Source organism: Pseudomonas sp. R4-84 (assembly GCF_054130985.1).
Map to the genome: position 1 here is coordinate 2,303,501 of NZ_CP096390.1, position 23,781 is coordinate 2,327,281.

Below are 23,781 nucleotides of genomic sequence, written 5' to 3' on the forward strand. Positions count from 1 at the left end.
GGAGACCCAATGAATCAGGACGTCCCGAACACCGATACCAATCGCCGCCAATTGCTGCAAATCATCGCCGGATTGTCTGACGGCGTGATACTGGTCGAGGTCGACCAGACCATTGCCTGGGCCAATGAAGCCGCCCTGACCATGCACGGCGTCACGGAGCTCGGCGAGTTGGGCGCCAATGCCAAGCAATACGCCAAGCGTTTCCACCTGCGCTATCGCAATAACCATTCGTTGCCCGAAGACAATTACCCCATCGCCCGCGTCGCTCGTGGCGATGAATTCAGCGATGTGCTGGTGGAAGTCACGCCAGACGCCGACCCGGATCGGACCTGGGTTCACCGCATCCGCAGCATGGTCCTGAGTGACCGTGCCGGCGAGCCGGAATATCTGGTGCTGATTCTCAGCGATGCCACTGAATGGGCCAGCGCTGAGCAACGGTTCGAGAGAACCTTTGGTGCCAATCCGGCGCCTGCGGTGATCTGCCGCCTCAGCGACCTGCGCTATATCAAGGTCAACGCGGGCTTCCTGGAAATGACCGGCTACAGCCGCGAGCAGGTGATCGGCCGTTCGGTGTATGAGTTGGATGTGCTCGAAGCGGCCGAGAAGCGTGACCTGGCCATCGAGCGCCTGGGCCAGGGTGCGACCATTCCGCAGATGCAGGCCGAAATGCGTTTGCCGGACGGTAGCAGCAAGCAAGTGATCGTCGCCGGCCAGCCCCTGGACCTGCACGATGAAGACTGCATGCTGTTCTCCTTCATGGACATGGAGCCCCGGCGCAAGGCCGAGACGGCGCTGCGCCAAAGCGAGGAGCGCTTTGCCAAGTCATTCCGCCTGTCGCCGGTGCCAACGCTGATCTGTAGCGCTGAGCAGCAATTGCTGGAAATCAACGAAGCCTTCCTCCAGGCGACCGGTTATGCCAGCGAAGAGTTGTTGGGCAAGACCGTCGAGGAAATCGGTTTTCTCGACAAGGACGCAGGCGCGACGCTTTTTGCGCGGTTGGAAAAGACCGCCACTGTGTCCGGCGTCGACATCAAGGTTCACAGGAAGGGGGGCGAACAGATCGACTGCGAAGTGGCGGCCGACACTGTGGTCATCCAGGACAAACCCTGCTATTTGCTGGTGCTGATGAACATCACCGAACGCAAGCGTTCGGAGCTGGAACTGGTGGCGGCCATCGAGGAAGTGATGAAGGACGCCTCGTGGTTCAGTCGGACCTTGATCGAAAAACTCGCCAATGTGAAAAGTATCAACGCGCAAAGCCCCACGACATCGTTCACCGAGCTGACGGCCCGGGAACGCGATGTGCTTGGCCTGATCTGCGAGGGCCTGGCTGACAAGGAAATCGCCGCGCGGCTCAAGCTCGCGCCAAACACCGTGCGCAATCACGTGGCTACGCTATATTCCAAACTGGACGTGCATAGCCGCAGCGAAGCGATTGTCTGGGCGCGGGAGCGGGGGTTGTACGCAAATGAATGGCGGATGAAGGCACCATAGTAGCCAGTGCATATGCACCTGCCGTGCTAGTGCAAATTCGGGTTCTTCGCGGGCGCCTCCTTCCTTAGGCTGAGAGGGTGCGGCATAGCTGTTGATGTCGCGTCCCCCACGAAACAGTCAAGGAATACGCCACAATGCGCAACAAGCCCTTCAAGTGCGAGATCGACAGGAAGTCTGCGGGAGCCAGGAGGCCGGGTGTGTCCACCGGTCATTTGCGACTTCGAAGCTGAGGTGCAAACGATGACCCATCTTGCTCCGCTTCGCGCCCGCCTCGAAAAAAGTTTTGCTCCGCTGTCCTGCGCATGCAACCTCAATGGCGATGGCACGCTGACTATTCGCCTGTATCACCAGGAAAGCGGCGAGGTCGACCTGGTGGTGAGCGGCATGAGCGTCGAGAGCATCCGCTCTGAAGAGGGCCTGGAGAAGCTGATTGACGAGCTGCGCTACGAACTGCAGAACACGCCGTTGCACCGCAGTGATCCTGCCTGATTTCCTGGTCCGGTAAGACGCGCTCCCTCGCCACGGGCCAACGAATCAGAGCAATGTCGCCCGGCAATCGAGCACCAGCCGGGCGCCGCCCGACTCGCTGCGATCCACTTCCAGGGTAAATCCGTGCAAATTGACAATCGCCGCGACAATGGACAGGCCAAGGCCGAATCCGCCGTGCTGGCTGCTGCCCTCGGCGCGGTAGAAACGGCGAAACACCGCCTTGCGCTCTGCCTCCGGGATGCCAGGGCCGGAGTCGAGCACTTCGATGCGGGTGCTGTCGCCCTGGTCGACGCCGCGCAGGATCACCTCACCGCCCGGTGGGGTGAATTTGATGGAATTGCTTAGCAGGTTCGACACGGCCTCGAACAGCAACGCCCGGTCGCCGTTGAGCAGGGGCAGGCTGGCGGGCACCTCCAGCTTGAAAACCAGCTCGCGCTCTTCGGCGAGGGGCAGGTAGAAATCGTGCAGTTCTTGCAATAACTGCAAGGGATCGAGGCGCATGAAGCCGGAGCGACGCTGCTGGTCCTCCAACTCCGATATCCGCAACAGCCCGCGAAACCGCGCCATTAGCGTATCCGTCTCGGCGATCACCTGATCCATCTGCAAGGCTTCGGGCGAGCCGTCCGCCGCTTCCTGCTGGATGCGATAGAGCTGGGCCCGCAGGCGGGTCAGTGGCGTGCGCAAGTCATGGGCGATGTTGTCGCAGACGCCCTTGACCTCGTTCATCAGCCGTTCGATGCGGTCGAGCATGGCATTGACGATGGCCGCCAGCATGTCCAGTTCATCGCGGCGGCTCGACAGCGGCAGGCGATGGGTCAGGTCACCGGCGACGATGGCTTCGGCGCTGGCTTGCAGCTTGCGAATCCGCCGCAACGGCCGGCGCCGCAGCAGGTGCCAGCCGAAGATGCCCGGCAGGATCGTCAGCGATACGCCCCAGAACAGCGCGTGTGAAATGATGCGTGTCACGGCGAACAACGAGCCGTTGTCCCGCGCCAGCACCAGCCAGCGACCATCCTGGGTCCGGGTCGCTATCGCGTCGCAACTGTCGGACGGCACGCCCGGGTCGTCGGAATCGACGCAACCGCCGAGCATATGGATCTTGCCATCGAGCGGCAGATCGGCGGGGATGCGTTGGATCGGTCCGCTCAGATGGCGCAACTGCGGATCGAACAGGCCGTAGGCGTCGACGCCGCGTTCGTCCAACGTCAGGCTGGCCATCAGCGCGTCCTCCAGCTGGTCGCCGTGGATGCGCGCGAACAGGTGCTGGCGTTGCATCAGGGAATGTTTGGCGAGGCTGTCGAGGTAGCCAAACACTTCGTAATACATCACCCCCATCAGGATGGCGCTCCAGATCACGAACAGCGCGCTGTAGAGCGCCAGCAGGCGGCTGCTTGAGGATCGCCAGCCCTTAGCGGGGTTCAGCAATGACATAGCCGGACCCTCGTACCGTGCGAATCAGCGGTTCCAGGCCCGGCGGGTCGATTTTCTTGCGCAGGCGACCGATGTGGACGTCGATCAGGTTGGTGCCGGGGTCGAAGTGATACCCCCAGACCTCTTCGAAAATCATCATGCGCGACAGGATCTGGCCGCTGTTGCGCATCAGGAATTCCAGCAGTTTGTATTCGGTGGGCAAGAGGCTGAGCAGTTGCCCGTTGCGGCTGGCTTCGCGGCTGATCAGGTTCAGCTCCAGGTCCGCCACCCGCAGCGCGGTCTCGGGTTCACGGGCACCGTTGTTGCGGCGCAGCAACACCTCGACCCGGGCGGCCATTTCATCGGTGGCGAACGGCTTGGTCAGGTAATCGTCGCCACCGGCGCGCAGGCCGCGGACGCGTTCGTCGACATCGGACAGGGCGCTGATCATCAGAATCGGCGTGGCCACGCCCATGGTCCGTAGCGTGGTGACAATCACCAGGCCGTCCAGTTCGGGGAGCATGCGGTCGAGGGTGATCAGGTCGTAGTCACCGCTGACCGCGCGCTCCAAGCCTTCACGGCCATTGTCGACCCAGTCGACGTCCAGGCCGTTGCGGGTCAGTTCGGCGACAATTTCCCGAGCGGTCACGGCGTCGTCTTCGATGGTCAGGATGCGGTTCATGGTCAGTACCGGGTGAGTAATTGGAGCGACTGCGCAGCATTCTGCCAAAGAATACCTGTCGGCTTTCTGAAAAAAAGTTCATGGGCGCGGACGTGCGCATTGATTGGCCTGGATCAACACTTCGTCACAAATAATCCCTAACATCATTGCGCCGCGCACCAGCATGCTGCGCCTGTTGCCCTGTTTTGGCGCGCAGTCGCCGATGGGCATCGCCGCAAGGCGGGTGGTGGCGTGCCGCAAGGAGCCAAGACCGACTGAACCTTCAAGGAAGAGCTGCATGATGCAACCTCAAGACCTCATACACCGACAATACGATATCCAGCCGCTCGAGGCTGACATGACCGTGCTCCTGGACGGACAGGCTGTCAATGCCGCCCAGGGCGAAACCGTGCTTACCGTGATCCAGGCCCTGGGTCGCCGGCACGTGGCCCGCAACGACCATGACCAGATCAGTGGCGCCTATTGCGGCATGGGGGTTTGCCACTGCTGCCTGGTCAAGATCGATGGTCGCCATAAGCGCCGCGCCTGCCAGACTCTCGTGCGCCCCGGCATGCAGATCGAGACCCGGGCCAACCGCATTGCTGAAACGGAGGCGCCATGAACCTCGATCCGGTCATCGTCGGCGGCGGGCCGGCGGGCATGGCGGCGGCTACCGAGCTGGCCTCCCACGGGGTGCGCTGCACCTTGCTCGAAGAGGCGCCGCGCCTCGGTGGCGTGGTGTATCGCGGCCCCTTGCGCGATGGCGTATGCCTGGATTACCTGGGGGCCCGCTACAGCGAAGCGTTGGAGAAGCTCCACGGGGACTTCCAGCGCCACGCCGACCTGATCGACGTGCAATTGGGCAGCCGTGTCATCGGGGCGGAGGGATTCCGGGCGCTGACGCTGCTCGATGCGCACGAGCGCTTGCGGTCGGTTGCCTATTCGCAGTTGATCCTGGCAGCGGGGTGCCATGAACGCAGCGTACCGTTCCCTGGCTGGACCCTCCCGGGTGTGATGATGCTTGGCGGCTTGCAGCTGCAGATCAAGAGCGGCGTGGTCAAGCCGCCGAGCCCGGTGGTGATCGCCGGGACGGGCCCGTTATTGCCATTGGTGGCCTGTCAGCTTCACGCCTCGGGCGTCACCGTGGCGGGTGTCTATGAGGCGTGTGCGTTCGGCAGGATCGCCAAGGAAAGCCTAGCGCTGCTGAACAAGCCGCAACTGTTCCTCGACGGCCTGGGCATGCTCGCGTACCTCAAGCGCCATCGCATTCCCGTGCGCTATGGCTGGGGCGTGGTGCGTGCCGAAGGCGAGGGCGAGTTGAGCGCCGTGACCGTAGCGCCGTACTCCGTAAATTGGGAACCGGACCTTGCGCGCGCCGAACAGGTGCCGGCCCAGACGTTGGCCGTCGGCTACGGGTTTATCCCGCGCACCCAGCTGAGCCAGCAGATGGGCCTGGAACATGGTTTCAGCGACGACGGCTATCTGCGTGCCGTGTCCGATGCCTGGCAACGGGGCAGCGAGGCGCATGTCCATCTGGCGGGCGACATGGGCGGGATTCGCGGGGGAGAGGCAGCCATGCTGAGCGGGCGCATCGCGGCGCTGTCGGTGCTGGTGCAACGCAACGTCCTGGATGAGGCGGCAGCCCTCGGGCGTCGCGAGCGGTACCAGGCACAACTGGACCGCATCATTCGTTTTCGCGCCGCGGTCGATCGCTACACCCAGCGTGGGGCGGGCCAAACGGCGCTGCCTGCCGCCGACACGGTGATCTGCCGCTGCGAACATGCCACCCGCGCCGACATCGACCGGGCCCTGGCGCAGGGCGTGCAAGACATGGCCAGCCTGAAGATGCGCACCCGCGTGAGCATGGGCGACTGCCAGGGGCGCATGTGCGTCGGTTATTGCAGCGATCGGTTGCGCGAGGCCACCGGGCGCGCTGATGTAGGGTGGCTGCGGCCACGTTTCCCCATAGATCCTGTTCCTTTTTCAGCGTTCCAGTACCTCGGCACGGAGGCCGTTTCCCATGATTAGGCATTACGATGTTGTGATTGCCGGTGGCGGCGTGATCGGCGCCTCCTGCGCTTACCAGCTGTCCAAGCGCAACCATCTGAAGATCGCCCTGATCGACGCCAAGCGTCCAGGCAACGCCACCCGCGCCTCGGCGGGTGGCCTCTGGGCCATTGGCGAATCGGTGGGCCTGGGTTGCGGGGTGATTTTCTTCAGGATGATGTCAGCCAATCGCAAGCGCCAGGCCCAGGGCGCCGCCGTGGCGGTGGATGCCAGCACGCCGCACATCCTGCCCGACTCGTTTTTCGAATTCGCCTTGCAGTCCAACGCGATGTACCCGCAAATGCACCGGGAACTGTTCGATCGTCATGGCATGGATTTCAAGTTCGAACGGACCGGGCTCAAGTTCGTGATCTACGACGATGAAGATCGGTTGTATGCCGAGCATATCGTCGCCTGCATTCCTCATCTGGCCGATCAGGTGCGCTGGCTCGACCAGGCGGCATTGCGCGAGGCCGAGCCGAACGTCAGCCACGAGGCCCGGGGTGCCCTGGAATTCCTGTGCGACCATCAGGTCAGCCCATTCCGCCTGGCAGACGCCTACACCGAGGGCGCGCGGCAGAACGGTGTCGACCTGTTCTTCAACACCAACGTGACTGACGTGTTGCGAAGCGGGACGCGGGTCACCGGCGTGAAGACCGCCGAGGCCGGGACATTCACTTGCCAGACCTTGATCAACGCCGCCGGGGCCTGGGCGGCGGACCTGAGCGAGCAGGCAACGGGCGTGCGGATCCCGGTCAAGCCAGTCAAGGGCCAGATCCTCTTGACCGAGCGCATGCCCAAAATCCTCAATGGCTGCCTGACCACCAGCGACTGCTACGTGGCGCAGAAAGACAACGGCGAAATCCTCATCGGCAGCACCACGGAGGACAAAGGGTTCGACGTGACCACCACCTACCCGGAGATCGAAGGGCTGGTACAGGGTGCCGTGCGCTGTATCCCGCAACTGGTCGACATCAACCTGAAGCGCACCTGGGCCGGCCTGCGTCCAGGCTCACCCGATGAGCTACCGATCCTGGGGCCGATGCGCGGTGTCGAGGGCTACCTCAACGCCTGCGGGCACTTTCGCACCGGTATCCTGACCTCGGCCATCACCGGCGTGCTGCTGGACAAACTGGTGAACCAGGAGCCGCTGCCACTGGACATCACGCCATTTCTGGCCGACCGCTTCGAGGTAGCGCCGACTCCAGAGCCTAGAAAAATGGAACCGGCCTGAACCCTGTGGGAGCGAGCTTGCTCGCTCCCACAAAGGCATGTATCCAGCCGTCATTCCACCGGCGTGCTGACAAACGCTTCCAACCCTTCGGCATAGGCGGTGAATGCGCTGATCTGCGGGAAGGACTTGCCCTGTACTTGATCCGCCACCAACAGGTTGGTGAAGGTCCACGCCACGGCGACGGTGATGCCGGCCTGATCGATGGAACCATCGGTGGGCAGCGGTTGTTTTGCCAGGGCTTGCTCCAGCTCACCGTAGGCGGCCAGCAACTGGCCCGAAATTCGTGACAGCCACGGAGCATGTTGGATATCCGCCGGTCGCAGGGTGCGTTCGTAATAGATCTGCACCGACTTTTCGCACGCCGCCAGCGCCAGCCCGACCAATTGCAAGGAGCGCAACCGTTGGGCTGGATCGGACGGCATCAGGCTGTTCGCCGGGCCGGCCAGTACCTCCAGGTAATCGATGATCAAGGTGGAATCCATCAACACCGAGGCATCATCCATCACCAGCGTGGGGGCCTTGACCACCGGGTTGATGCTCTGGAAATGCTCGAATTGCCGGAACACCGACACCGATTCGTGTTCCAGGGCAATCCCTAGGCATTTGGCGGAAATGGCGACGCGTCGCACGTAGGGCGAGTCCAACATGCCGATCAGTTTCATGGCTTCTCCTTCAGCGGTTTGGCAGGTCGGGTATCAATCCTCGAAGCCGACCTGTTCATGGATTTCATCGACTTTGAGTTCGAGTCGGTAGGCCACGGCGATGAACAGCGCTTGGCACAGGCACAACGTGGCGCTCAACGAGCGGAACGCGAACGAGCTGCCTTCGTTGACCAGCAACACCGCGTTGGCCCGCTTGGCCAGCGGCGATAAGTTGCTGTCGGTGATGATCAGTGTCTTCGCCTGGTGATGCTGGGCAATGCGTAGGCAGTGCTGGGTTTCCTTGCCGTAAGGCGTAAAGCTGATGGCAATCACCAGGTCGTTGGCCCGCACGCTGCGCATCTGCTCGCGATAACTGCCGCCCAGGCCGGAGACCAGGTGAATGCGCTTGTTGGTGTGCTGCAGGTTGTAGACCAGGTAATCGGCCACCGCGAATGAACGCCGCACACCGACCACATAGATGTTGTCGGCATTCACCACCAGGTCCACGGCTTTTTCGAACGCCTCGTCTTCGAGTTCCAGCCCCAGGCGTTCGATACCCGACAGGGTCGCGTTGACGCATTCCCGGGCCAGGTCGCCGGCACTGGCCTTCTGGGATTTGTTGGCGATCATGCTGCGAATGCGTTGCTGGTAGTTCTGTACCGGCGTGGTTTTGTGGGTGTACGCCTCGCGGAACAAAGCCTGCATTTCGCTGAACCCGCTGAAGCCGAAGCGCTGAGAGAAGCGCACGATGGCCGAGGGATGCACTTCACATTCCCGGGCGATGTCGCTGATGCGATCAACCATGATCCGGTCGCTTTGCTGGCTCATATAGCTGGCGATGCGCTTGAGCTGGCGCGGCAGGCCTTCGTATTCCTCGGTGATCAGTTGCAACAGCCGCTCGGCGTTGATCGGTGGGCTGGGGAGGGCGGCTTCGGACGCGCTCTCGGACGGCGCCTGCAGATCGGGGCGGGTCATAGGAAATCCTTCTGGCTTGTTCTTATAGGACGCCCCTGAAAAACGGGCCGATCCTCGACAATAGGTTGGCTGGTCGCAGTCTACAGCGTAGGCGGGAGGAAAATCATGGGTGAACGAAGTTGTAGCCCTGCTGAAACGATGCACCGCGTCTGGCCCGGTTGAGCAATAGCATATTGGAAAAAATATTCCACGATAAAAATATATGGAAAAAATATTGATTCTTGGCGCTTGCTCGTTTTAGTCTGCATCCACCAAAGCGTTGGCGTCGGTTCCGACGGCAAGCGCAGGCTGATAAAAATAACAGGAGCCAGCATGGGCCAGACTCGTTTTGCCAGTGGGCGTCAATTGGATGTCATCTGCCTGGGACGCCTGGGCGTCGATCTCTATGCGCAGCAGGTCGGCGCGCGGCTGGAAGATGTCAGCAGTTTTGCCAAGTACCTGGGTGGATCGTCGGCCAACATCGCCTTCGGTACGGCCCGCCTGGGGCTGAAATCGGCGATGTTGAGCCGTGTAGGCGACGATCACATGGGGCGTTTCCTGGTGCAGTCCCTCGCCCGGGAAGGCTGTGACGTCAGCGGCATCAAGGTCGATGCCGAGCGCCTGACCGCCATGGTCTTGCTGGGTATCAAGGATCGCGAGACCTTTCCCCTGGTGTTCTACCGGGAAAACTGCGCGGACATGGCGCTGCGGGCCGAAGACATCGACGAAACCTTTATCGCTTCCAGCAAGGCGCTGCTGATCACCGGCACTCATTTCTCTACCGAAGGCGTCTACAACGCGAGCATCCAGGCGCTGGACCATGCCCGAAAACACAACGTCAAATGCGTTCTCGACATCGATTACCGCCCGGTCCTCTGGGGCCTGGCGAGCAAGGCCGACGGTGAAACCCGTTTCGTTGCCGACCGCAAGGTCAGCCAGCACGTGCAAGGCATCCTGGCGCGTTTCGACCTGATCGTCGGCACCGAGGAAGAATTCCTCATCGCTGGCGGCAGCGAGGACCTGCTGGCCGCGCTGCGTACGGTGCGCGCGCTGACGCCGGCAACCCTGGTGGTCAAGCTCGGCCCACAAGGATGCACGGTGATCCACGGTGACATCCCGAACCGATTGGAAGACGGCGCCATTTACCCGGGCGTTAGGGTCGAAGTCTTGAATGTGCTGGGTGCCGGTGATGCGTTCATGTCCGGGTTCCTCGCCGGTTGGCTGGAGGACGCCGACGATGAGCGCTGCTGCCAGTTGGCCAATGCCTGCGGTGGCCTGGTGGTTTCGCGCCATGCCTGCGCTCCGGCGATGCCGACCCGGGCCGAACTCGACTATTTGTTCAACAGCCCGGTGCCCATCACCCGACCGGACCAGGATGCCGCGCTGCAACGGCTGCATCAGGTGAGCGTGCCGCGCAGGGCCTGGAAGCAGTTGTTCATCTTCGCCTTCGACCATCGCTGGCAACTGGTGGAACTGGCTCAGCGCGGCGGGCGTGGCCTCGACAGTATCAGCGAGCTCAAGCAACTGTTCATCCAGGCTGTGCAGCGGGTCGAGGTCGACCTGCAACGCCAGGGTATCGCCGCCGATGTCGGTTTGCTGGCCGACCAGCGCTTTGGCCAGGACTCCCTCAACGCGGCCACCGGGCGTGGCTGGTGGGTGGCGCGGCCGGTGGAAGTGCAGGGCTCGCGGCCGCTGGCGTTCGAGCACGGGCGCTCCATCGGCAGCAACCTGATTGCCTGGCCGCAGGAACAGATCATCAAATGCCTGGTTCAATTTCACCCCGACGACGAACCGCTGCTGCGCCTGGAACAAGAGGCTCAGTTGATGGGCTTGTACAAGGCGTCCCAGGTCAGCGGTCATGAGTTGCTGCTGGAAGTCATCCCGCCGAAGGATCATCCATCAGCCCATCCGGACGTGCTCTATCGCGCCCTCAAGCGCCTCTACAACCTGGGTATTTTTCCGGCGTGGTGGAAGATCGAAGCGCAGACGGCCCAAGAGTGGAAGCAACTCGACGAGTTGATCCAGCAGCGCGACCCGTACTGCCGTGGCGTGGTGCTGCTGGGCCTCAACGCCCCGGCCGCCGCATTGGCCGAGGGCTTCCGCCAGGCCAGCCAGAGCACCACCTGCCGGGGCTTTGCCGTGGGCCGGACGATTTTCCAGGAGCCGAGCCGGGCCTGGATGGCCGGGGAGATCGATGACGAAACGTTGATCCGGGACGTGCAGGGGCGGTTTGTGGAATTGATCGAGGCGTGGCGCAGTGCCCGGGCTTGATGACAGGGCCCTTGTGGCGAGGGAGCTTGCTCCCGCTGGACTGCGAAGCAGTCCCAAATCCAGCCACCCTCGATTTGACAGGTAAAACCGCATCCATAGTTTTGCGACTGCTTCGCAGCCGAGCGGGAGCAAGCTCCCTCGCCACAGGTGATCGGCTGAACATTAGAGACAACAATAAAAGGTGCAGCCATGCCCGCTATTCGAATTGGCATCAACCCGATTTCCTGGAGCAACGACGACCTGCCGTCCCTTGGCGGCGAGACGCCCTTGAGCACGGCGCTGAGCGAAGGCAAGGAAATCGGCTACGAAGGGTTTGAGCTCAACGGCAAGTTCCCCAAGGACGCCAAGGGCGTCGGCGACGTGTTGCGCCCGTACGACCTGGCGCTGGTTTCCGGCTGGTATTCCAGTCGATTGGCGCGGCGTTCGGCGGCCGAGGAAATCGACGCCATCGCCAGCCATGTCGAACTGCTGGCGCAGAACGGCGCGACGGTGTTGGTCTATGGCGAAGTGGCTGACTCCATCCAGGGCCAGCGCATCCCGTTGATCGAACGCCCGCGCTTTCACACCGACGAAGCCTGGCAAGCCTACGCCGACAAGCTCACCGAACTGGCGCGCTTCACCCTGTCCCAGGGCGTGCGACTGGCCTATCACCACCACATGGGCGCCTACGTCGAATCGCCTTCGGACATCGACAAGCTGATGGCCCTGACCGGCAGCGAAGTGGGCCTGCTGTTCGACTCTGGCCATTGCTACATGGGCGGTGGCGAACCGCTGCAAGTCTTGCGCAAGCACATCGAGCGCATCTGTCACGTGCATTTCAAGGACGTGCGCAAACCCGTGGTGCAGCTGGCGCGCAACAACCTCTGGAGTTTCCCCGACTGCATCATCAATGGCACCTTCACCGTGCCGGGGGATGGCGACATCGATTTCGCTGCGTTGCTCGACGTCCTGCTGGCTGCCGACTACCAAGGGTGGCTGGTGGTGGAAGCCGAGCAGGACCCCGCCGTGGCGCCGAGTTATGTCTACGCCAAGAAGGGCTACGACACCTTGCGTGCCCTGCTGCAAGAGAGGATGCCGGCATGAGCCTGTTGATCAAGAGCAATCCCGGCGGCCAGAAACTGGTCGAACTGCCCCATGGTGCGTTGGATTACGTGGGCTTCGCGGCCTACCGCCTGAGCCTCGGAGAAACCCTTCCGGTGATGGCCGGTGACAAGGAGTTGTGTGTGGTCTTGCTCAGCGGGCGTATCGACCTCAAGGGCGAAGCGCCGGGGCAGGGAACGTTCAGCTGGGACAACCTCGGTGACCGCCACTCGGTGTTCGAGGATAAATCCCCCTACGCCGCATACCTGCCACCCGGCAGCCAGGCCCAGGTGACGGCCTTGAGCGACGTGCAAGTAGCGGTGTGCGCCGCGCCGGGCGCGGCCAGCAATGAATACGGACCACGGCTGATCCGCCCGCAAAGCATGAAACGCAGCGTTCGCGGCAAGGGCGCCAATACCCGTTATGTCTGCGACATCCTGCCCGACAGCGAACCGGCCCACTCGCTGCTGGTAGTGGAAGTGCGCACGCCGTCCGGTCATTCGTCCAGCTATCCGCCCCACAAGCACGACACCGACGACCTGCCGCACCAGAGCTTTCTCGAAGAGACCTACTACCACCAGGTCAACCCGTCCCAGGGCTTCGTGTTCCAGCGGGTCTACACCGACGACCGCAGCATCGACCAGGCCATGGCCGTGGAAAACAGTGACCTGGTGGTGGTGCCCAAGGGTTACCACCCGGTCAGCGTGCCCTACGGGTACGAGTCGTATTACCTGAATGTCATGGCCGGTCCGAAGCGGGTCTGGCAGTTCCATAACGACCCGCAGCACAGCTGGCTGCTCGACCTCTGAATTCGAACATTCCAACGGAGAACCAGGACAATGAGCGACACCCCGGTAATAGGCCATTACATCAACGGCCAAGTGCAGGATGGCGACACCGCTCGCTCCAGCAATGTCTTCAACCCGGCCACCGGCGCGGTGCAGGCCCGGGTGGCCCTGGCCGAGCCGAGTACCGTCGAGGCAGCGGTGGCCTCGGCGCTGGCGGCGTTCCCGGCCTGGTCCGAGCAATCGTCGTTGCGACGGTCGCGGGTGATGTTCAAGTTCAAGGAATTGCTCGACCGCCACCATGATGAGTTGGCGCAGATCATCAGCCGTGAACACGGCAAGGTGCTGTCCGACGCCCATGGCGAAGTCACCCGCGGTATCGAAATCGTCGAGTACGCCTGCGGTGCGCCGAGCCTGCTCAAGACCGATTTCAGCGACAACATCGGCGGCGGTATCGATAACTGGAATTTGCGCCAACCGCTGGGCGTTTGCGCTGGCGTCACGCCGTTCAACTTCCCGGTCATGGTGCCGTTGTGGATGATTCCCCTGGCGCTGGTTGCCGGTAACTGCTTCATCCTCAAGCCTTCGGAACGCGACCCGTCCGCCAGTTTGCTGATGGCCCGCTTGCTGACCGAAGCCGGCCTGCCGGACGGTGTATTCAATGTCGTCCAGGGCGACAAGGCGGCCGTGGATGCGCTATTGCAGCACCCGGACATCGAGGCGATCTCCTTTGTCGGCTCCACGCCCATCGCCGAATACATCCACCAGCAGGGTACGGCGCACGGTAAGCGCGTGCAGGCCCTGGGTGGGGCGAAGAACCACATGATCGTCATGCCCGATGCCGACCTCGACCAGGCGGCGGACGCGCTGATCGGCGCGGCCTACGGTTCTGCCGGCGAGCGCTGCATGGCGATTTCCATCGCGGTGGCGGTGGGCGACGTGGGCGATGAGCTGATCGCCCGATTGTTGCCACGTATCGACCAACTGAAAGTCGGCAATGGCCAGCAACCCGGCACCGACATGGGGCCGTTGGTCACCGCCGAACACAAGGCCAAGGTAGAAGGCTTCATCGATGCTGGCGTGGCCGAGGGTGCGCGACTGATCGTCGACGGCCGGGGCTTCAAGGTGCCGGGGGCCGAGCAGGGATTTTTTGTCGGCGCGACGCTGTTCGACCAGGTCACCGCCGAGATGAGCATCTATCAACAGGAGATTTTCGGCCCGGTGCTGGGCATCGTTCGTGTGCCGGATTTCGCCACGGCGGTGGCGCTGATCAATGCCCATGAGTTTGGCAACGGTGTGTCGTGCTTCACCCGTGATGGCGGCATCGCCCGGGCGTTCGCCCGCAGCATCAAGGTCGGCATGGTGGGCATCAACGTGCCGATCCCGGTGCCCATGGCCTGGCACTCCTTTGGCGGCTGGAAGCGTTCGCTGTTCGGGGATCACCATGCCTATGGCGAGGAAGGCCTGCGTTTCTACAGTCGCTACAAGAGCGTGATGCAGCGCTGGCCCGACAGCATCGCCAAGGGCCCCGAGTTCAGCATGCCCACTGCCCAATAACTCATTTCATGAATGCCGGAGGGAGAACAACAATGAACAAGCCCCTGCGTTTTGCCTTGAATCGAATGGTTGCCCCGCGCCTGTCGCTGCCTGCTTTCATCGACCTGGCGCTGGCGTTGAAGACCGATGCCATCGAGATTCGCAATGACCTCAAAGGTGTCGAGATCGAAGACGGCATGCCGCCGGCCCATGTCCGCGAGTTGTGCGAGGCGCGCGGCATCAAAGTGCTGTCGATCAACGCCCTGTACCCGTTCGATGTGTGGAACGAAGAGCGCCGTGCCCAGGCCGTGCGCCTGGCCGATTACGCCCGCGAGTGTGGCGCCGAGGGATTGGTGATGTGCCCGCTCAACGATCGCGCCGATCCGCGCAGCGAGGTCGAGCGAGCGGCGGGGTTGCGTACTGCCTTAAGTGAACTTGCGCCGATCCTGCGCGCCTTCGGCATTTACGGTTTCATCGAACCCTTGGGTTTTGCAGAGTGCTCGCTACGCCGCAAGCGCACGGCGGTGGAAGCGATCAAGGCCACCGACGGGCTGGATGTGTTTCGCCTGGTGCATGACACCTTCCATCACCATCTGGCCGGCGAGCAGGAGTTCTTCCCTGAATTGACCGGGCTGGTTCACATCTCAGGGGTCGAGGATGCCCAAGCGCCACTGGCGACCATTCGCGACGGCCACCGAGTGCTGGTGGGCGAGGGAGATATTCTCGGCAATGCCGGGCAGATCGAGGCGCTGCTCCGCGGCGGCTATGACGGTTACCTGTCCTTCGAGCCGTTTGCCGAAAGTGTTCATGAGTTGGCCGATATTCGCCAGGCGTTGGGGGCGAGTATGAGCCATCTGCAAAGCTTCTGGGCCGGCTCCCTGAACAATGGAGGACCCCTGTGGGAGCGAGCTTGCTCGCGATGACGGCGCTCCAATCAATGCATGAGTTGCCTGACACACCGCTATCGCGAGCAAGCTCGCTCCCACAGTTGACCGAGTTGCGTTTGAAAAAGGTGCAAGCATGACCACAACAAGACTGACCATGGCCCAGGCCCTGGTGAAATTTCTCGATAACCAGTACGTCGAGGTCGATGGCGTCCAGAGCAAGTTCGTCGCCGGGGTGTTTACCATTTTCGGCCACGGCAATGTGCTGGGCCTGGGCCAGGCGCTGGAGCAGGACAGCGGCGACCTGGTGGTTCATCAGGGCCGCAACGAACAAGGCATGGCTCATGCCGCCATCGGGTTTGCCAAGCAGCATCTGCGGCGCAGGATCTACGCCTGTACCTCGTCGGTTGGTCCCGGCGCGGCGAACATGCTGACCGCCGCCGCCACCGCGACGGCCAACCGCATCCCGCTGCTGCTGTTACCTGGCGATGTCTATGCCAGTCGTCAGCCGGACCCGGTGCTGCAACAGATCGAGCAATTCCATGACCTGAGCATCAGCACCAACGATGCCTTCAAGGCCGTGAGCAAATACTGGGATCGCATCAACCGCCCCGAGCAATTGATGACTGCCGCGATCCAGGCCATGCGCGTGCTCACCGACCCGGCCGAGACCGGCGCGGTGACCCTGGCGCTGCCCCAGGACGTCCAGGCCGAAGCCTACGATTACCCGGATTATTTTTTGCAGAAACGCGTGCACCGCATCGACCGCCGGCCGGCCACCGAAGCGATGCTCGGCGATGCCCTGGCGTTGTTCAAGGGCAAGCGCAAGCCATTGATCATCTGCGGTGGCGGGGTGAAGTACTCCGGGGCCAATGCTGCATTGCAAGCCTTTGCCGAGCGCTTCGAGATTCCCTTTGCCGAGACTCAGGCGGGAAAAAGCGCCATCGTCTCCAGCCACCCGCTGAATGTCGGTGGCGTTGGCGAGACCGGCTGCCTGGCGGCGAACCTGCTGGCCAAGGAAGCGGACCTGATCATCGGCATCGGCACCCGCTACAGCGATTTCACCACAGCGTCGAAATGGCTGTTTCAGCATTGCGACGTGCAATTTCTCAACCTCAACATCAGCCCGTGCGATGCGCTGAAACTCGATGGCGTGCAACTGCTGGCCGACGCCCGTTCGGGCCTGGAGGCGCTGGCCGACAAGCTGGGGGACTACCGTGCCGAATGGGGCGCGCAGATCGCCGACGCCAAGGCCCAGCTCGACGCCGAAGTGGACCGGATCTACCAGGCAGATTTCCAGACCCAGGACTTCGTCCCGGAAATCAACGATCACATGGACCCCGCAGTGTTTCGTGAATTCATCGAGCTCACGGGGTCCTGCCTGACCCAAAGTCGCGTGCTTGGCACCCTCAACGAAACCCTGGCGGACGACGCCATCATCGTCGCCGCCGCCGGCAGCCTGCCCGGCGACCTGCAGCGCAGTTGGCGCAGCAAGGGCGTGAATACTTACCACGTCGAATACGCTTATTCATGCATGGGCTATGAGGTGAATGCCGCCCTGGGGGTGAAACTCGCCGAGCCCGATAAAGAGGTCTACGCGCTGGTGGGCGACGGCTCCTACATGATGCTGCACTCGGAACTCGCAACCTCCATCCAGGAGCGGCGCAAGATCAACATCGTGCTGCTGGACAACATGACCTTCGGTTGCATCAACAACCTGCAAATGGAACACGGCATGGACAGCTTCGGCACCGAGTTCCGCTTCCGCAACCCCGAGACGGGCAAGCTTGATGGCGGCTTTGTGCCGGTGGATTTCGCCATGAGCGCGGCGGCCTATGGCTGCAAGACCTACACGGTCAAGACGTTGGACGAGTTGTACGCGGCATTGGCCGACGCCCGGCGCCAGACGGTCTCGACCCTGATCGACATCAAGGTCCTGCCCAAGACCATGATCCACAAATACCTATCCTGGTGGCGGGTCGGCGTGGCGCAGGTCTCCACCAGCGCCCGCACCGATGCCGTCGCCAAGACCCTCAACGAACGACTGGCCAAGGCCCGTCAATACTGATTGCGCCAACACCTACATAAGGAGTTCAACATGTCTTTGAAGCTGGGCGTCATCGGCACCGGGGCCATCGGCCAGGACCACATCCGTCGTTGCAGCCAGACCTTGCTCAACAGCCAGGTGGTGGCAGTGACTGACATCAACCTTGCCCAGGCGGCGAAAGTGGTGGCCGACCTCAAACTGACCGCCGAGGTCTATCCGGACGGCCACGCGTTGATCGCGGCGCCGGACGTCGAGGCGATCCTCGTCACCTCCTGGGGGCCGAGCCATGAAGAGTTCGTGCTGGCGGCCATCGCGGCAGGCAAACCGGTGTTCTGCGAAAAGCCCCTGGCGGTCACGGCCGAAGGCTGCCGCAAAATCGTCGACGCCGAAGTGGCCCACGGCAAGCGCCTGGTGCAGGTGGGCTTCATGCGCCCTTACGATGAAGGTTATCGCGCGCTCAAATCGGTGATCGACAGCGGCCAGATCGGCGAGCCGTTGATGCTGCATTGCGCCCACCGCAACCCGAGCGTGGGGGAGAACTACAAGACCGACATGGCGATCACCGATACCCTGATCCACGAGCTGGACGTGCTGCGTTGGCTGCTGGCCGACGACTATGTGTCGGTACAGGTGGTGTTCCCGCGCAAGAGCAGCAAGGCTTTGGCCCACCTGCGGGATCCGCAGATCGTTCTGCTGGAAACCGCCAAGGGCACGCGGATCGACGTCGAGGTGTTCGTCAACTGCCAGTACGGTTACGACATCCAATGCGAAGTGGTGGGGGAGACCGGCATCGCCAAGCTGCCGGAACCGTCCCAGGTGCAACTGCGCAGCGACGCCAAGCTGTCCAATGCCATCCTGATGGATTGGAAGGATCGCTTCATCGCCGCTTATGACGTCGAATTGCAGGCGTTCATCGACGGCGTGCGTGCCGGGCAAGTAGGCGGGCCGTCGGCCTGGGATGGTTTCGCCGCGGCGGTGGCGGCGGATGCCTGTGTCCAAGCGCAGCAAAGTGGGCAGATCATCAAGGTCGAGCTGCCGGAGCGGCCGCGTTTCTACGGCTGACCACATTTCCCTGTAGGTATGCAGTCAAATTGTGGGAGCAAGCTCGCTCCCACAGGGGGGGTGTGTATTCAATGACTAACAAGGAGCTTTCATGCGAATCGGACTAGTGGGCTATGGCAAGGGCGGGCGGTTTTTTCATGCGCCGCTCATCAGCAGCCTGCCGGGCGCTACGTTTGTCGGGGTGGTGACCCGTTCCGCCGAGCGACGCCAGCAATTGGCAACCGAGCATCCGCGGGTCCAGGCCTTCGATAGTCTTGAGCAACTGGTGGCGGCCGGCGTCGATGCGGTGGTGGTGTCCACGCCGCTGCAAGCGCGCCCTGCCATTGTGATGGAGGCCATCGAGCACGGCGTGGCGGTGGTCAGCGACAAGCCATTCGCCCTTGATGCCGGGCAGGCCGAAGCGATGGTGTTGGCTGCCGAACGACGCAACGTACCGTTGAGCGTGTACCAGAACCGCCGCTGGGATTCGGATTTCCTGACGGTGCGCAAATTGCTTTCATCCGGTGCCCTGGGGCAGGTCATTCGTTTTGAGTCCAGCGTCGAACGTTACTCGCCGACCTCGGTGGGCAAAGCCAGTGGCGGGGGCTTCCTGCGGGATTTGGGCAGCCATCTGGTGGACCAGGCGCTGCAATTGTTCGGGCCGGTGACCCGGGTGTATGCCGAGCTGGATTATCGACAGCCAGGCCAGGCCTACGACAACGGTTTTTTCATGTCGTTGGTCCACGCAAGCGGTGTGGTCTCGCACTTGAGCGGCAATTGCCTGCAAAGCGCTCCGCGCCCAAGGTTTAGGGTCAGTGGCAGCGAAGGCTGCTATACCGTCGAAGGCCTCGATGGTCAGGAGGCCCTGGCGTTGGCGGGACTGAGCCCCGCCACCGAGGGCGAACGTTGGGGCACGGAAGAACATCGGCGCTGGGGCTGGTTCGAACACGGTGCCGAGCGCGAGCGGGTAGCCTCGGAACGGGGCTGCTGGCTCGCGTTCTATCAGCGTCTACAGACAGCGTTGCAGGGCGACGGCCCGCTGCCCGTTGCGGCCCGCGACGCCTTGGCCACGACACGCCTCCTGGACGCGGCAAGACAGAGCGCGGAGCAGGGTCAGGTGGTGTGTTTATCTGAGCCTGTAGGACATGGAACAAAAAACGAATAAAATTCTAAAATGAGTTGATATGGAAAATATTTTCCAATAAAGTCGATTCCAGGTTACCGACAACCCTGTCCGCGTTTATCCAGGCTCACCCTGAATGGACGAAGGACGAAACAAAAACAAGAAACACAGCCAGGTACCGTCGATGAAAACCTTCAACCGCTCTGCGTTTCACCTGCCATTGTCCTTGCGCCTGTCCGCAATCCTTCCCTTGTTCGAAGCCCTGTGCATCCAGCGCAGGGGCGCCGTGGTGTGCTGCATGCCCGGCGCACCGATCGTGCGTTTACCACGTTCCTGAAGTCCGTCACGCCTTATCCATAAGACCAACAAAAAAGTGGAGAAAGAACGTTCATGAACACCAAGACCCGTATTGCCTCGCTGGCCCTGTCATTGATGTTTGCCAGCAGCGCTGCCCTGGCGGACCTGAAGATCGGCGTCAGCATGTCCCAGTTCGATGACACCTGGTTGACCTACCTGCGCGAGTCCATGGACAAGAAAGCCAAGGCCCTGCCGGACGGCGTCACGTTGCAGTTCGAGGATGCGCGCAGCGACGTGGTCAAGCAATTGAGTCAGGTAGAAAGCTTCATCAGCCAGAAGGTCGACGCGCTCATCGTCAACCCGGTGGACACCGCCGCGACCCAACGCATCACCAAGGCCGCCGTGGCCGCCGGCATTCCGCTGGTGTACGTCAACCGCCGTCCGGACGACCCGAAACTGCCGGAAGGCGTGGTCACCGTGGCCTCGGATGACCTTGAGGCCGGGCGCATGCAGATGCAGTACCTGGCCGACAAGATGGGCGGCAAGGGTGAGATCGTGATCCTGCTGGGCGATTTGGCGAACAACTCCACCACCAACCGCACCAAGGGCGTCAAGGAAGTCCTCGCCAAGTACCCGGACATCAAGATCGAGCAGGAGCAGACGGGCACGTGGTCCCGGGACAAGGGCATGACCCTGGTCAATGACTGGCTGACCCAAGGCCGCGAGTTCAACGCCGTGGTGTCCAACAACGATGAAATGGCCATTGGCGCCGCCATGGCCCTCAGGCAAACGGGCGCCAAGAAGGGCAGCGTGTTGATCGCAGGGGTCGACGGCACGCCGGACGGCTTGAACGCCATCAAGAAAGGCGACATGGCGGTCTCGGTGTTCCAGGATGCCAAGGGTCAAGCCGACGGCTCGATCGATACCGCGGTGAAAATGGTCAAGAAGCAGCCGGTCGAGCAATCCGTCTGGGTGCCATATCGCTTGATCACGCCGGAGAACGTCGATCAGTTCAAGTAACGCTTCACCTGTTTCATCACAACAATAAACAGGCAAGGTCGCCGCGCCGACCTTGCCCAGGGAGTACCCACCATGTTCGCATCAGCGACTGCTTCGAGCGCCCCGGCGGCAACGTTCCGGCCGGACGCATTACCTGACGAACCGTACCTGTTGGAGGTCGTCAACGTCAGCAAAGGCTTCCCTGGCGTCGTGGCCCTGTCAGACGTGCAGTTGCGGGTACGCCCCGGCTCGGTGCTGGCCTTGATGGGGGAAAACGGTGCGGGCAAATCCACGCTGATGAAGATCATCGCCGGCATCTACCAGCCCGACGCCGGCGAGCTGCGCCTGCGGGGCAAGCCGGTGACCTTCGACACCCCCCTGGCGGCCTTGCAGGCCGGGATCGCCATGATCCACCAGGAACTGAACCTGATGCCCCACATGAGCATCGCCGAAAACATCTGGATCGGCCGCGAACAGCTCAACGGCCTGCACATGATCGATCATGGTGAAATGCACCGCTGCACTGCCCGGTTGCTGGAGCGCTTGCGCATCAAGCTTGACCCGGAGGAGCAGGTGGGCAACCTGAGCATTGCCGAACGGCAGATGGTGGAGATCGCCAAGGCCGTCTCGTATGACTCCGACATCCTGATCATGGACGAACCGACTTCGGCCATCACCGAGACCGAAGTCGCCCATTTGTTCTCGATCATCGCCGACCTCAAGGCGCAGGGTAAGGGCATCATTTACATCACCCATAAAATGAACGAAGTCTTCGCCATCGCCGATGAAGTGGCGGTGTTTCGCGACGGTGCCTATATCGGCCTGCAACGGGCCGACAGCATGGACGGCGACAGCCTGATTTCGATGATGGTCGGGCGTGAGTTGAGCCAATTGTTCCCCGAGCGGGACAAGCCAATCGGCGATCGGGTCCTGTCGGTACGGGACTTGAGCCTGGCGGGTATTTTCAAAGGGGTGTCGTTCGACCTGCACGCCGGGGAAATCCTCGGTATTGCCGGGTTGATGGGCTCGGGCCGGACCAACGTCGCCGAGGCGATTTTCGGCGTCACCCCTGCCACTGGCGGTGAAATCCTGCTGGACGGCCAGCCGGTCCACATCAGTGATCCGCACATGGCGATCGAGAAGGGCTTCGCGCTGTTGACCGAGGATCGCAAGCTCAGCGGCTTGTTTCCCTGCTTGTCGGTGCTGGAAAACATGGAAATGGCCGTGCTGCCTCATTACGTCGGCAACGGTTTCATCCAGCAAAAAGCCCTGCGCGCCTTGTGCGAGGACATGTGCAAGAAGCTGCGGGTCAAGACACCGTCCCTGGAGCAGTGCATCGACACTCTATCCGGCGGTAACCAGCAGAAGGCCTTGCTGGCCCGCTGGCTGATGACCAACCCGCGCATCCTGATCCTCGACGAACCGACCCGCGGCATCGATGTCGGCGCCAAGGCCGAGATCTACCGACTCATTGCCTACCTCGCCAGCGAAGGCATGGCGGTCATCATGATTTCTTCGGAGCTGCCTGAGGTGCTGGGCATGAGCGACCGCGTCATGGTGATGCACGAAGGCGACCTGATGGGCACCCTCGACCGCAGCGAAGCCACCCAGGAACGAGTCATGCAACTGGCGTCGGGCCTGTCCTGATGGCTGCCGGGCGAATCAATAACGTCGAGCAATAATCCCGTGGCGAGGGAGCAAGCTTCCTCGCCACAGATAAAAAAGGTGATTGGCTATGAACGCGATATTGGAAAACAAACCCGCCGCCGCACCGGCCAGGACGCGTCGGCGGCTGCCCACGGAACTGAGCATTTTCCTGGTGCTGATCGGCATCGGCCTGGTGTTCGAGCTGTTCGGCTGGATCATGCGCGACCAGAGTTTCCTGATGAACTCCCAGCGCCTGGTGCTGATGATCCTGCAAGTGTCGATCATCGGCCTGCTGGCCATCGGCGTGACCCAGGTGATCATCACCACCGGCATCGACTTGTCGTCAGGTTCGGTGCTGGCGTTGTCGGCGATGATTGCCGCGAGCCTGGCCCAGACCTCGGATTTTTCCCGGGCGGTGTTTCCTTCCCTGACGGACCTGCCCGTGTGGATACCGGTGGTGGCGGGCCTCGGCGTGGGGCTGCTGGCGGGGGCGATCAACGGCAGCATCATCGCCGTTACCGGCATCCCGCCTTTTATCGCCACCCTCGGCATGATGGTCTCGGCCCGCGGCTTGGCGCGTTATTACACCGAAGGCCAGCCGGTGAGCATGTTGTCCGATTCGTACACCGCCATCGGTCATGGCGCGATGCCGGTGATCATCTTCCTGGTGGTGGCGGTGATCTTCCACGTCGCCTTGCGCTACACCAAGTACGGTAAATACACCTACGCCATCGGCGGCAACATGCAAGCGGCGCGGACCTCGGGCATCAACGTCAAGCGCCACCTGGTGATCGTCTACAGCATCGCGGGGCTGCTGGCGGGCTTGGCCGGCGTCGTGGCCTCGGCGCGGGCGGCGACCGGGCAGGCCGGCATGGGCATGTCTTACGAGCTCGACGCGATCGCCGCGGCGGTCATTGGCGGCACCAGCCTGGCCGGTGGAGTGGGGCGCATCACCGGGACGGTGATCGGGGCGCTGATCCTCGGGGTAATGGCCAGTGGTTTTACCTTTGTCGGTGTCGATGCCTATATCCAGGACATCATCAAGGGTCTGATCATTGTCGTCGCGGTGGTGATCGATCAGTACCGCAACAAGCGCAAACTCAAACGCTGACATGCCTGAGGTTGCGACAAAGCGCCACGCC

23 protein-coding genes are annotated in these 23,781 nt (G+C 62.2%); 17 read left to right on the plus strand and 6 right to left on the minus strand.

Annotated elements, in window-relative coordinates; genetic code table 11:
• Positions 1 to 9 precede the first annotated feature (9 nt).
• Positions 10 to 1,494 carry a PAS domain S-box protein gene (locus M1D68_RS10680; protein ID WP_420766618.1) on the plus strand — a complete coding sequence of 495 codons (1,485 nt, stop codon included), beginning with the start codon at positions 10 to 12 and terminating at the stop codon, positions 1,492 to 1,494.
• A 240-nt stretch (positions 1,495 to 1,734) separates the two neighbouring features.
• On the plus strand, positions 1,735 to 1,983 hold the full coding sequence (locus tag M1D68_RS10685; protein ID WP_420766617.1) for a DUF1652 domain-containing protein: 249 nt from the start codon (positions 1,735 to 1,737) through the stop codon (positions 1,981 to 1,983).
• Positions 1,984 to 2,028: 45 nt separating this feature from the next.
• Here the strand turns inward: M1D68_RS10685 and M1D68_RS10690 are convergent, their stop codons facing one another.
• The 3 genes from M1D68_RS10690 to M1D68_RS10700 all read right to left on the minus strand — a co-directional run bounded on the left by M1D68_RS10690 (position 2,029) and on the right by M1D68_RS10700 (position 4,354).
• On the minus strand, positions 2,029 to 3,414 hold the full coding sequence (locus M1D68_RS10690; RefSeq protein ID WP_420766616.1) for a sensor histidine kinase: 1,386 nt from the start codon (positions 3,412 to 3,414) through the stop codon (positions 2,029 to 2,031).
• Positions 3,392 to 4,075 (minus strand): response regulator transcription factor, encoded by a 684-nt coding sequence (locus M1D68_RS10695; RefSeq protein ID WP_047230191.1) that lies wholly within the window; start codon positions 4,073 to 4,075, stop codon positions 3,392 to 3,394. Before M1D68_RS10695 ends, M1D68_RS10690 begins: the two co-directional genes overlap by 23 nt.
• Positions 4,076 to 4,153: 78 nt before the next feature.
• Complete coding sequence (locus tag M1D68_RS10700) at positions 4,154 to 4,354, minus strand: hypothetical protein (protein ID WP_420766615.1); 201 nt, start codon at positions 4,352 to 4,354, stop codon at positions 4,154 to 4,156.
• Position 4,355: 1 nt separating this feature from the next.
• Between M1D68_RS10700 and hcnA the strand changes: the two genes are divergently transcribed.
• Genes hcnA through hcnC form a run of 3 tightly spaced genes read left to right on the plus strand, consistent with a single transcriptional unit; the run spans position 4,356 to position 7,334 of the window.
• Complete coding sequence (gene hcnA / locus M1D68_RS10705) at positions 4,356 to 4,676, plus strand: cyanide-forming glycine dehydrogenase subunit HcnA (protein ID WP_457970700.1); 321 nt, start codon at positions 4,356 to 4,358, stop codon at positions 4,674 to 4,676.
• Positions 4,673 to 6,082 (plus strand): cyanide-forming glycine dehydrogenase subunit HcnB, encoded by a 1,410-nt coding sequence (gene hcnB / locus M1D68_RS10710; protein ID WP_434611033.1) that lies wholly within the window; start codon positions 4,673 to 4,675, stop codon positions 6,080 to 6,082. The genes hcnA and hcnB overlap by 4 nt, the downstream gene beginning before the upstream one ends.
• Entirely contained in the window at positions 6,075 to 7,334 is a 1,260-nt protein-coding gene (gene hcnC, locus M1D68_RS10715) for a cyanide-forming glycine dehydrogenase subunit HcnC (protein WP_457970294.1), read from the plus strand. The genes hcnB and hcnC overlap by 8 nt, the downstream gene beginning before the upstream one ends.
• A 50-nt stretch (positions 7,335 to 7,384) precedes the next feature.
• Here the strand turns inward: hcnC and M1D68_RS10720 are convergent, their stop codons facing one another.
• The 3 genes from M1D68_RS10720 to M1D68_RS10730 all read right to left on the minus strand — a co-directional run bounded on the left by M1D68_RS10720 (position 7,385) and on the right by M1D68_RS10730 (position 9,264).
• Positions 7,385 to 7,996, minus strand: a complete 612-nt coding sequence (locus M1D68_RS10720; protein WP_457970296.1) for a glutathione S-transferase N-terminal domain-containing protein — start codon at positions 7,994 to 7,996, stop codon at positions 7,385 to 7,387.
• Between the two features lie 33 nt (positions 7,997 to 8,029).
• The gene (locus tag M1D68_RS10725) at positions 8,030 to 8,950 is read right to left on the minus strand and encodes a MurR/RpiR family transcriptional regulator (protein WP_434650799.1); all 921 of its coding nucleotides are present in this window, start codon (positions 8,948 to 8,950) and stop codon (positions 8,030 to 8,032) included.
• Between the two features lie 80 nt (positions 8,951 to 9,030).
• Positions 9,031 to 9,264: a hypothetical protein gene (locus M1D68_RS10730; protein WP_457970298.1), complete on the minus strand. Its 234-nt coding sequence runs from the start codon at positions 9,262 to 9,264 to the stop codon at positions 9,031 to 9,033.
• Between M1D68_RS10730 and M1D68_RS10735 the strand changes: the two genes are divergently transcribed.
• From M1D68_RS10735 to M1D68_RS10790, 12 genes are all read left to right on the plus strand, one after another.
• Positions 9,263 to 11,200: a bifunctional 5-dehydro-2-deoxygluconokinase/5-dehydro-2-deoxyphosphogluconate aldolase gene (locus M1D68_RS10735; RefSeq protein WP_457970300.1), complete on the plus strand. Its 1,938-nt coding sequence runs from the start codon at positions 9,263 to 9,265 to the stop codon at positions 11,198 to 11,200. The genes M1D68_RS10730 and M1D68_RS10735 overlap by 2 nt on opposite strands.
• A gap of 189 nt (positions 11,201 to 11,389) precedes the next feature.
• Positions 11,390 to 12,283, plus strand: coding sequence for a myo-inosose-2 dehydratase (iolE, locus tag M1D68_RS10740; RefSeq protein ID WP_434563673.1), 894 nt, complete (start codon positions 11,390 to 11,392; stop codon positions 12,281 to 12,283).
• Positions 12,280 to 13,089, plus strand: coding sequence for a 5-deoxy-glucuronate isomerase (gene iolB, locus M1D68_RS10745; protein ID WP_434563675.1), 810 nt, complete (start codon positions 12,280 to 12,282; stop codon positions 13,087 to 13,089). Before iolE ends, iolB begins: the two co-directional genes overlap by 4 nt.
• A gap of 30 nt (positions 13,090 to 13,119) precedes the next feature.
• Positions 13,120 to 14,622 carry a CoA-acylating methylmalonate-semialdehyde dehydrogenase gene (locus M1D68_RS10750; protein WP_420766607.1) on the plus strand — a complete coding sequence of 501 codons (1,503 nt, stop codon included), beginning with the start codon at positions 13,120 to 13,122 and terminating at the stop codon, positions 14,620 to 14,622.
• 32 nt (positions 14,623 to 14,654) lie between these two features.
• On the plus strand, positions 14,655 to 15,524 hold the full coding sequence (locus tag M1D68_RS10755) for a TIM barrel protein (protein ID WP_457970302.1): 870 nt from the start codon (positions 14,655 to 14,657) through the stop codon (positions 15,522 to 15,524).
• Between the two features lie 97 nt (positions 15,525 to 15,621).
• Complete coding sequence (gene iolD, locus M1D68_RS10760; RefSeq protein ID WP_445571681.1) at positions 15,622 to 17,553, plus strand: 3D-(3,5/4)-trihydroxycyclohexane-1,2-dione acylhydrolase (decyclizing); 1,932 nt, start codon at positions 15,622 to 15,624, stop codon at positions 17,551 to 17,553.
• A 30-nt stretch (positions 17,554 to 17,583) separates the two neighbouring features.
• Positions 17,584 to 18,594 (plus strand): Gfo/Idh/MocA family protein, encoded by a 1,011-nt coding sequence (locus M1D68_RS10765; protein WP_457970304.1) that lies wholly within the window; start codon positions 17,584 to 17,586, stop codon positions 18,592 to 18,594.
• 91 nt (positions 18,595 to 18,685) lie between these two features.
• Positions 18,686 to 19,738: a Gfo/Idh/MocA family protein gene (locus M1D68_RS10770; RefSeq protein WP_434650811.1), complete on the plus strand. Its 1,053-nt coding sequence runs from the start codon at positions 18,686 to 18,688 to the stop codon at positions 19,736 to 19,738.
• Between the two features lie 142 nt (positions 19,739 to 19,880).
• The gene (locus M1D68_RS10775; RefSeq protein ID WP_434563685.1) at positions 19,881 to 20,033 is read left to right on the plus strand and encodes a hypothetical protein; all 153 of its coding nucleotides are present in this window, start codon (positions 19,881 to 19,883) and stop codon (positions 20,031 to 20,033) included.
• Positions 20,034 to 20,086: 53 nt separating this feature from the next.
• Entirely contained in the window at positions 20,087 to 21,013 is a 927-nt protein-coding gene (locus tag M1D68_RS10780; protein WP_457970306.1) for a sugar ABC transporter substrate-binding protein, read from the plus strand.
• A 72-nt stretch (positions 21,014 to 21,085) separates the two neighbouring features.
• Positions 21,086 to 22,639, plus strand: a complete 1,554-nt coding sequence (locus tag M1D68_RS10785; protein ID WP_434563689.1) for a sugar ABC transporter ATP-binding protein — start codon at positions 21,086 to 21,088, stop codon at positions 22,637 to 22,639.
• Positions 22,640 to 22,727: 88 nt separating this feature from the next.
• Positions 22,728 to 23,750, plus strand: coding sequence for an ABC transporter permease (locus M1D68_RS10790; protein WP_420766599.1), 1,023 nt, complete (start codon positions 22,728 to 22,730; stop codon positions 23,748 to 23,750).
• The last annotated feature ends 31 nt before the right edge of the window (positions 23,751 to 23,781 follow it).

Excerpts from the sequence above, each read along its gene's own strand:
- M1D68_RS10680 (WP_420766618.1), top strand. The coding sequence starts at position 10 with ATGAATCAGGACGTCCCGAACACCGATACCAATCGCCGCCAATTGCTG.
- M1D68_RS10685 (WP_420766617.1), top strand. The coding sequence starts at position 1,735 with ATGACCCATCTTGCTCCGCTTCGCGCCCGCCTCGAAAAAAGTTTTGCT.
- M1D68_RS10690 (WP_420766616.1), bottom strand. The coding sequence starts at position 3,414 with ATGTCATTGCTGAACCCCGCTAAGGGCTGGCGATCCTCAAGCAGCCGC.
- M1D68_RS10695 (WP_047230191.1), bottom strand. The coding sequence starts at position 4,075 with ATGAACCGCATCCTGACCATCGAAGACGACGCCGTGACCGCTCGGGAA.
- M1D68_RS10700 (WP_420766615.1), bottom strand. The coding sequence starts at position 4,354 with ATGCAGCTCTTCCTTGAAGGTTCAGTCGGTCTTGGCTCCTTGCGGCAC.
- hcnA (WP_457970700.1), top strand. The coding sequence starts at position 4,356 with ATGCAACCTCAAGACCTCATACACCGACAATACGATATCCAGCCGCTC.
- hcnB (WP_434611033.1), top strand. The coding sequence starts at position 4,673 with ATGAACCTCGATCCGGTCATCGTCGGCGGCGGGCCGGCGGGCATGGCG.
- hcnC (WP_457970294.1), top strand. The coding sequence starts at position 6,075 with ATGATTAGGCATTACGATGTTGTGATTGCCGGTGGCGGCGTGATCGGC.
- M1D68_RS10720 (WP_457970296.1), bottom strand. The coding sequence starts at position 7,996 with ATGAAACTGATCGGCATGTTGGACTCGCCCTACGTGCGACGCGTCGCC.
- M1D68_RS10725 (WP_434650799.1), bottom strand. The coding sequence starts at position 8,950 with ATGACCCGCCCCGATCTGCAGGCGCCGTCCGAGAGCGCGTCCGAAGCC.
- M1D68_RS10735 (WP_457970300.1), top strand. The coding sequence starts at position 9,263 with ATGGGCCAGACTCGTTTTGCCAGTGGGCGTCAATTGGATGTCATCTGC.
- M1D68_RS10730 (WP_457970298.1), bottom strand. The coding sequence starts at position 9,264 with ATGCTGGCTCCTGTTATTTTTATCAGCCTGCGCTTGCCGTCGGAACCG.
- iolE (WP_434563673.1), top strand. The coding sequence starts at position 11,390 with ATGCCCGCTATTCGAATTGGCATCAACCCGATTTCCTGGAGCAACGAC.
- iolB (WP_434563675.1), top strand. The coding sequence starts at position 12,280 with ATGAGCCTGTTGATCAAGAGCAATCCCGGCGGCCAGAAACTGGTCGAA.
- M1D68_RS10750 (WP_420766607.1), top strand. The coding sequence starts at position 13,120 with ATGAGCGACACCCCGGTAATAGGCCATTACATCAACGGCCAAGTGCAG.
- M1D68_RS10755 (WP_457970302.1), top strand. The coding sequence starts at position 14,655 with ATGAACAAGCCCCTGCGTTTTGCCTTGAATCGAATGGTTGCCCCGCGC.
- iolD (WP_445571681.1), top strand. The coding sequence starts at position 15,622 with ATGACCACAACAAGACTGACCATGGCCCAGGCCCTGGTGAAATTTCTC.
- M1D68_RS10765 (WP_457970304.1), top strand. The coding sequence starts at position 17,584 with ATGTCTTTGAAGCTGGGCGTCATCGGCACCGGGGCCATCGGCCAGGAC.
- M1D68_RS10770 (WP_434650811.1), top strand. The coding sequence starts at position 18,686 with ATGCGAATCGGACTAGTGGGCTATGGCAAGGGCGGGCGGTTTTTTCAT.
- M1D68_RS10775 (WP_434563685.1), top strand. The coding sequence starts at position 19,881 with ATGAAAACCTTCAACCGCTCTGCGTTTCACCTGCCATTGTCCTTGCGC.
- M1D68_RS10780 (WP_457970306.1), top strand. The coding sequence starts at position 20,087 with ATGAACACCAAGACCCGTATTGCCTCGCTGGCCCTGTCATTGATGTTT.
- M1D68_RS10785 (WP_434563689.1), top strand. The coding sequence starts at position 21,086 with ATGTTCGCATCAGCGACTGCTTCGAGCGCCCCGGCGGCAACGTTCCGG.
- M1D68_RS10790 (WP_420766599.1), top strand. The coding sequence starts at position 22,728 with ATGAACGCGATATTGGAAAACAAACCCGCCGCCGCACCGGCCAGGACG.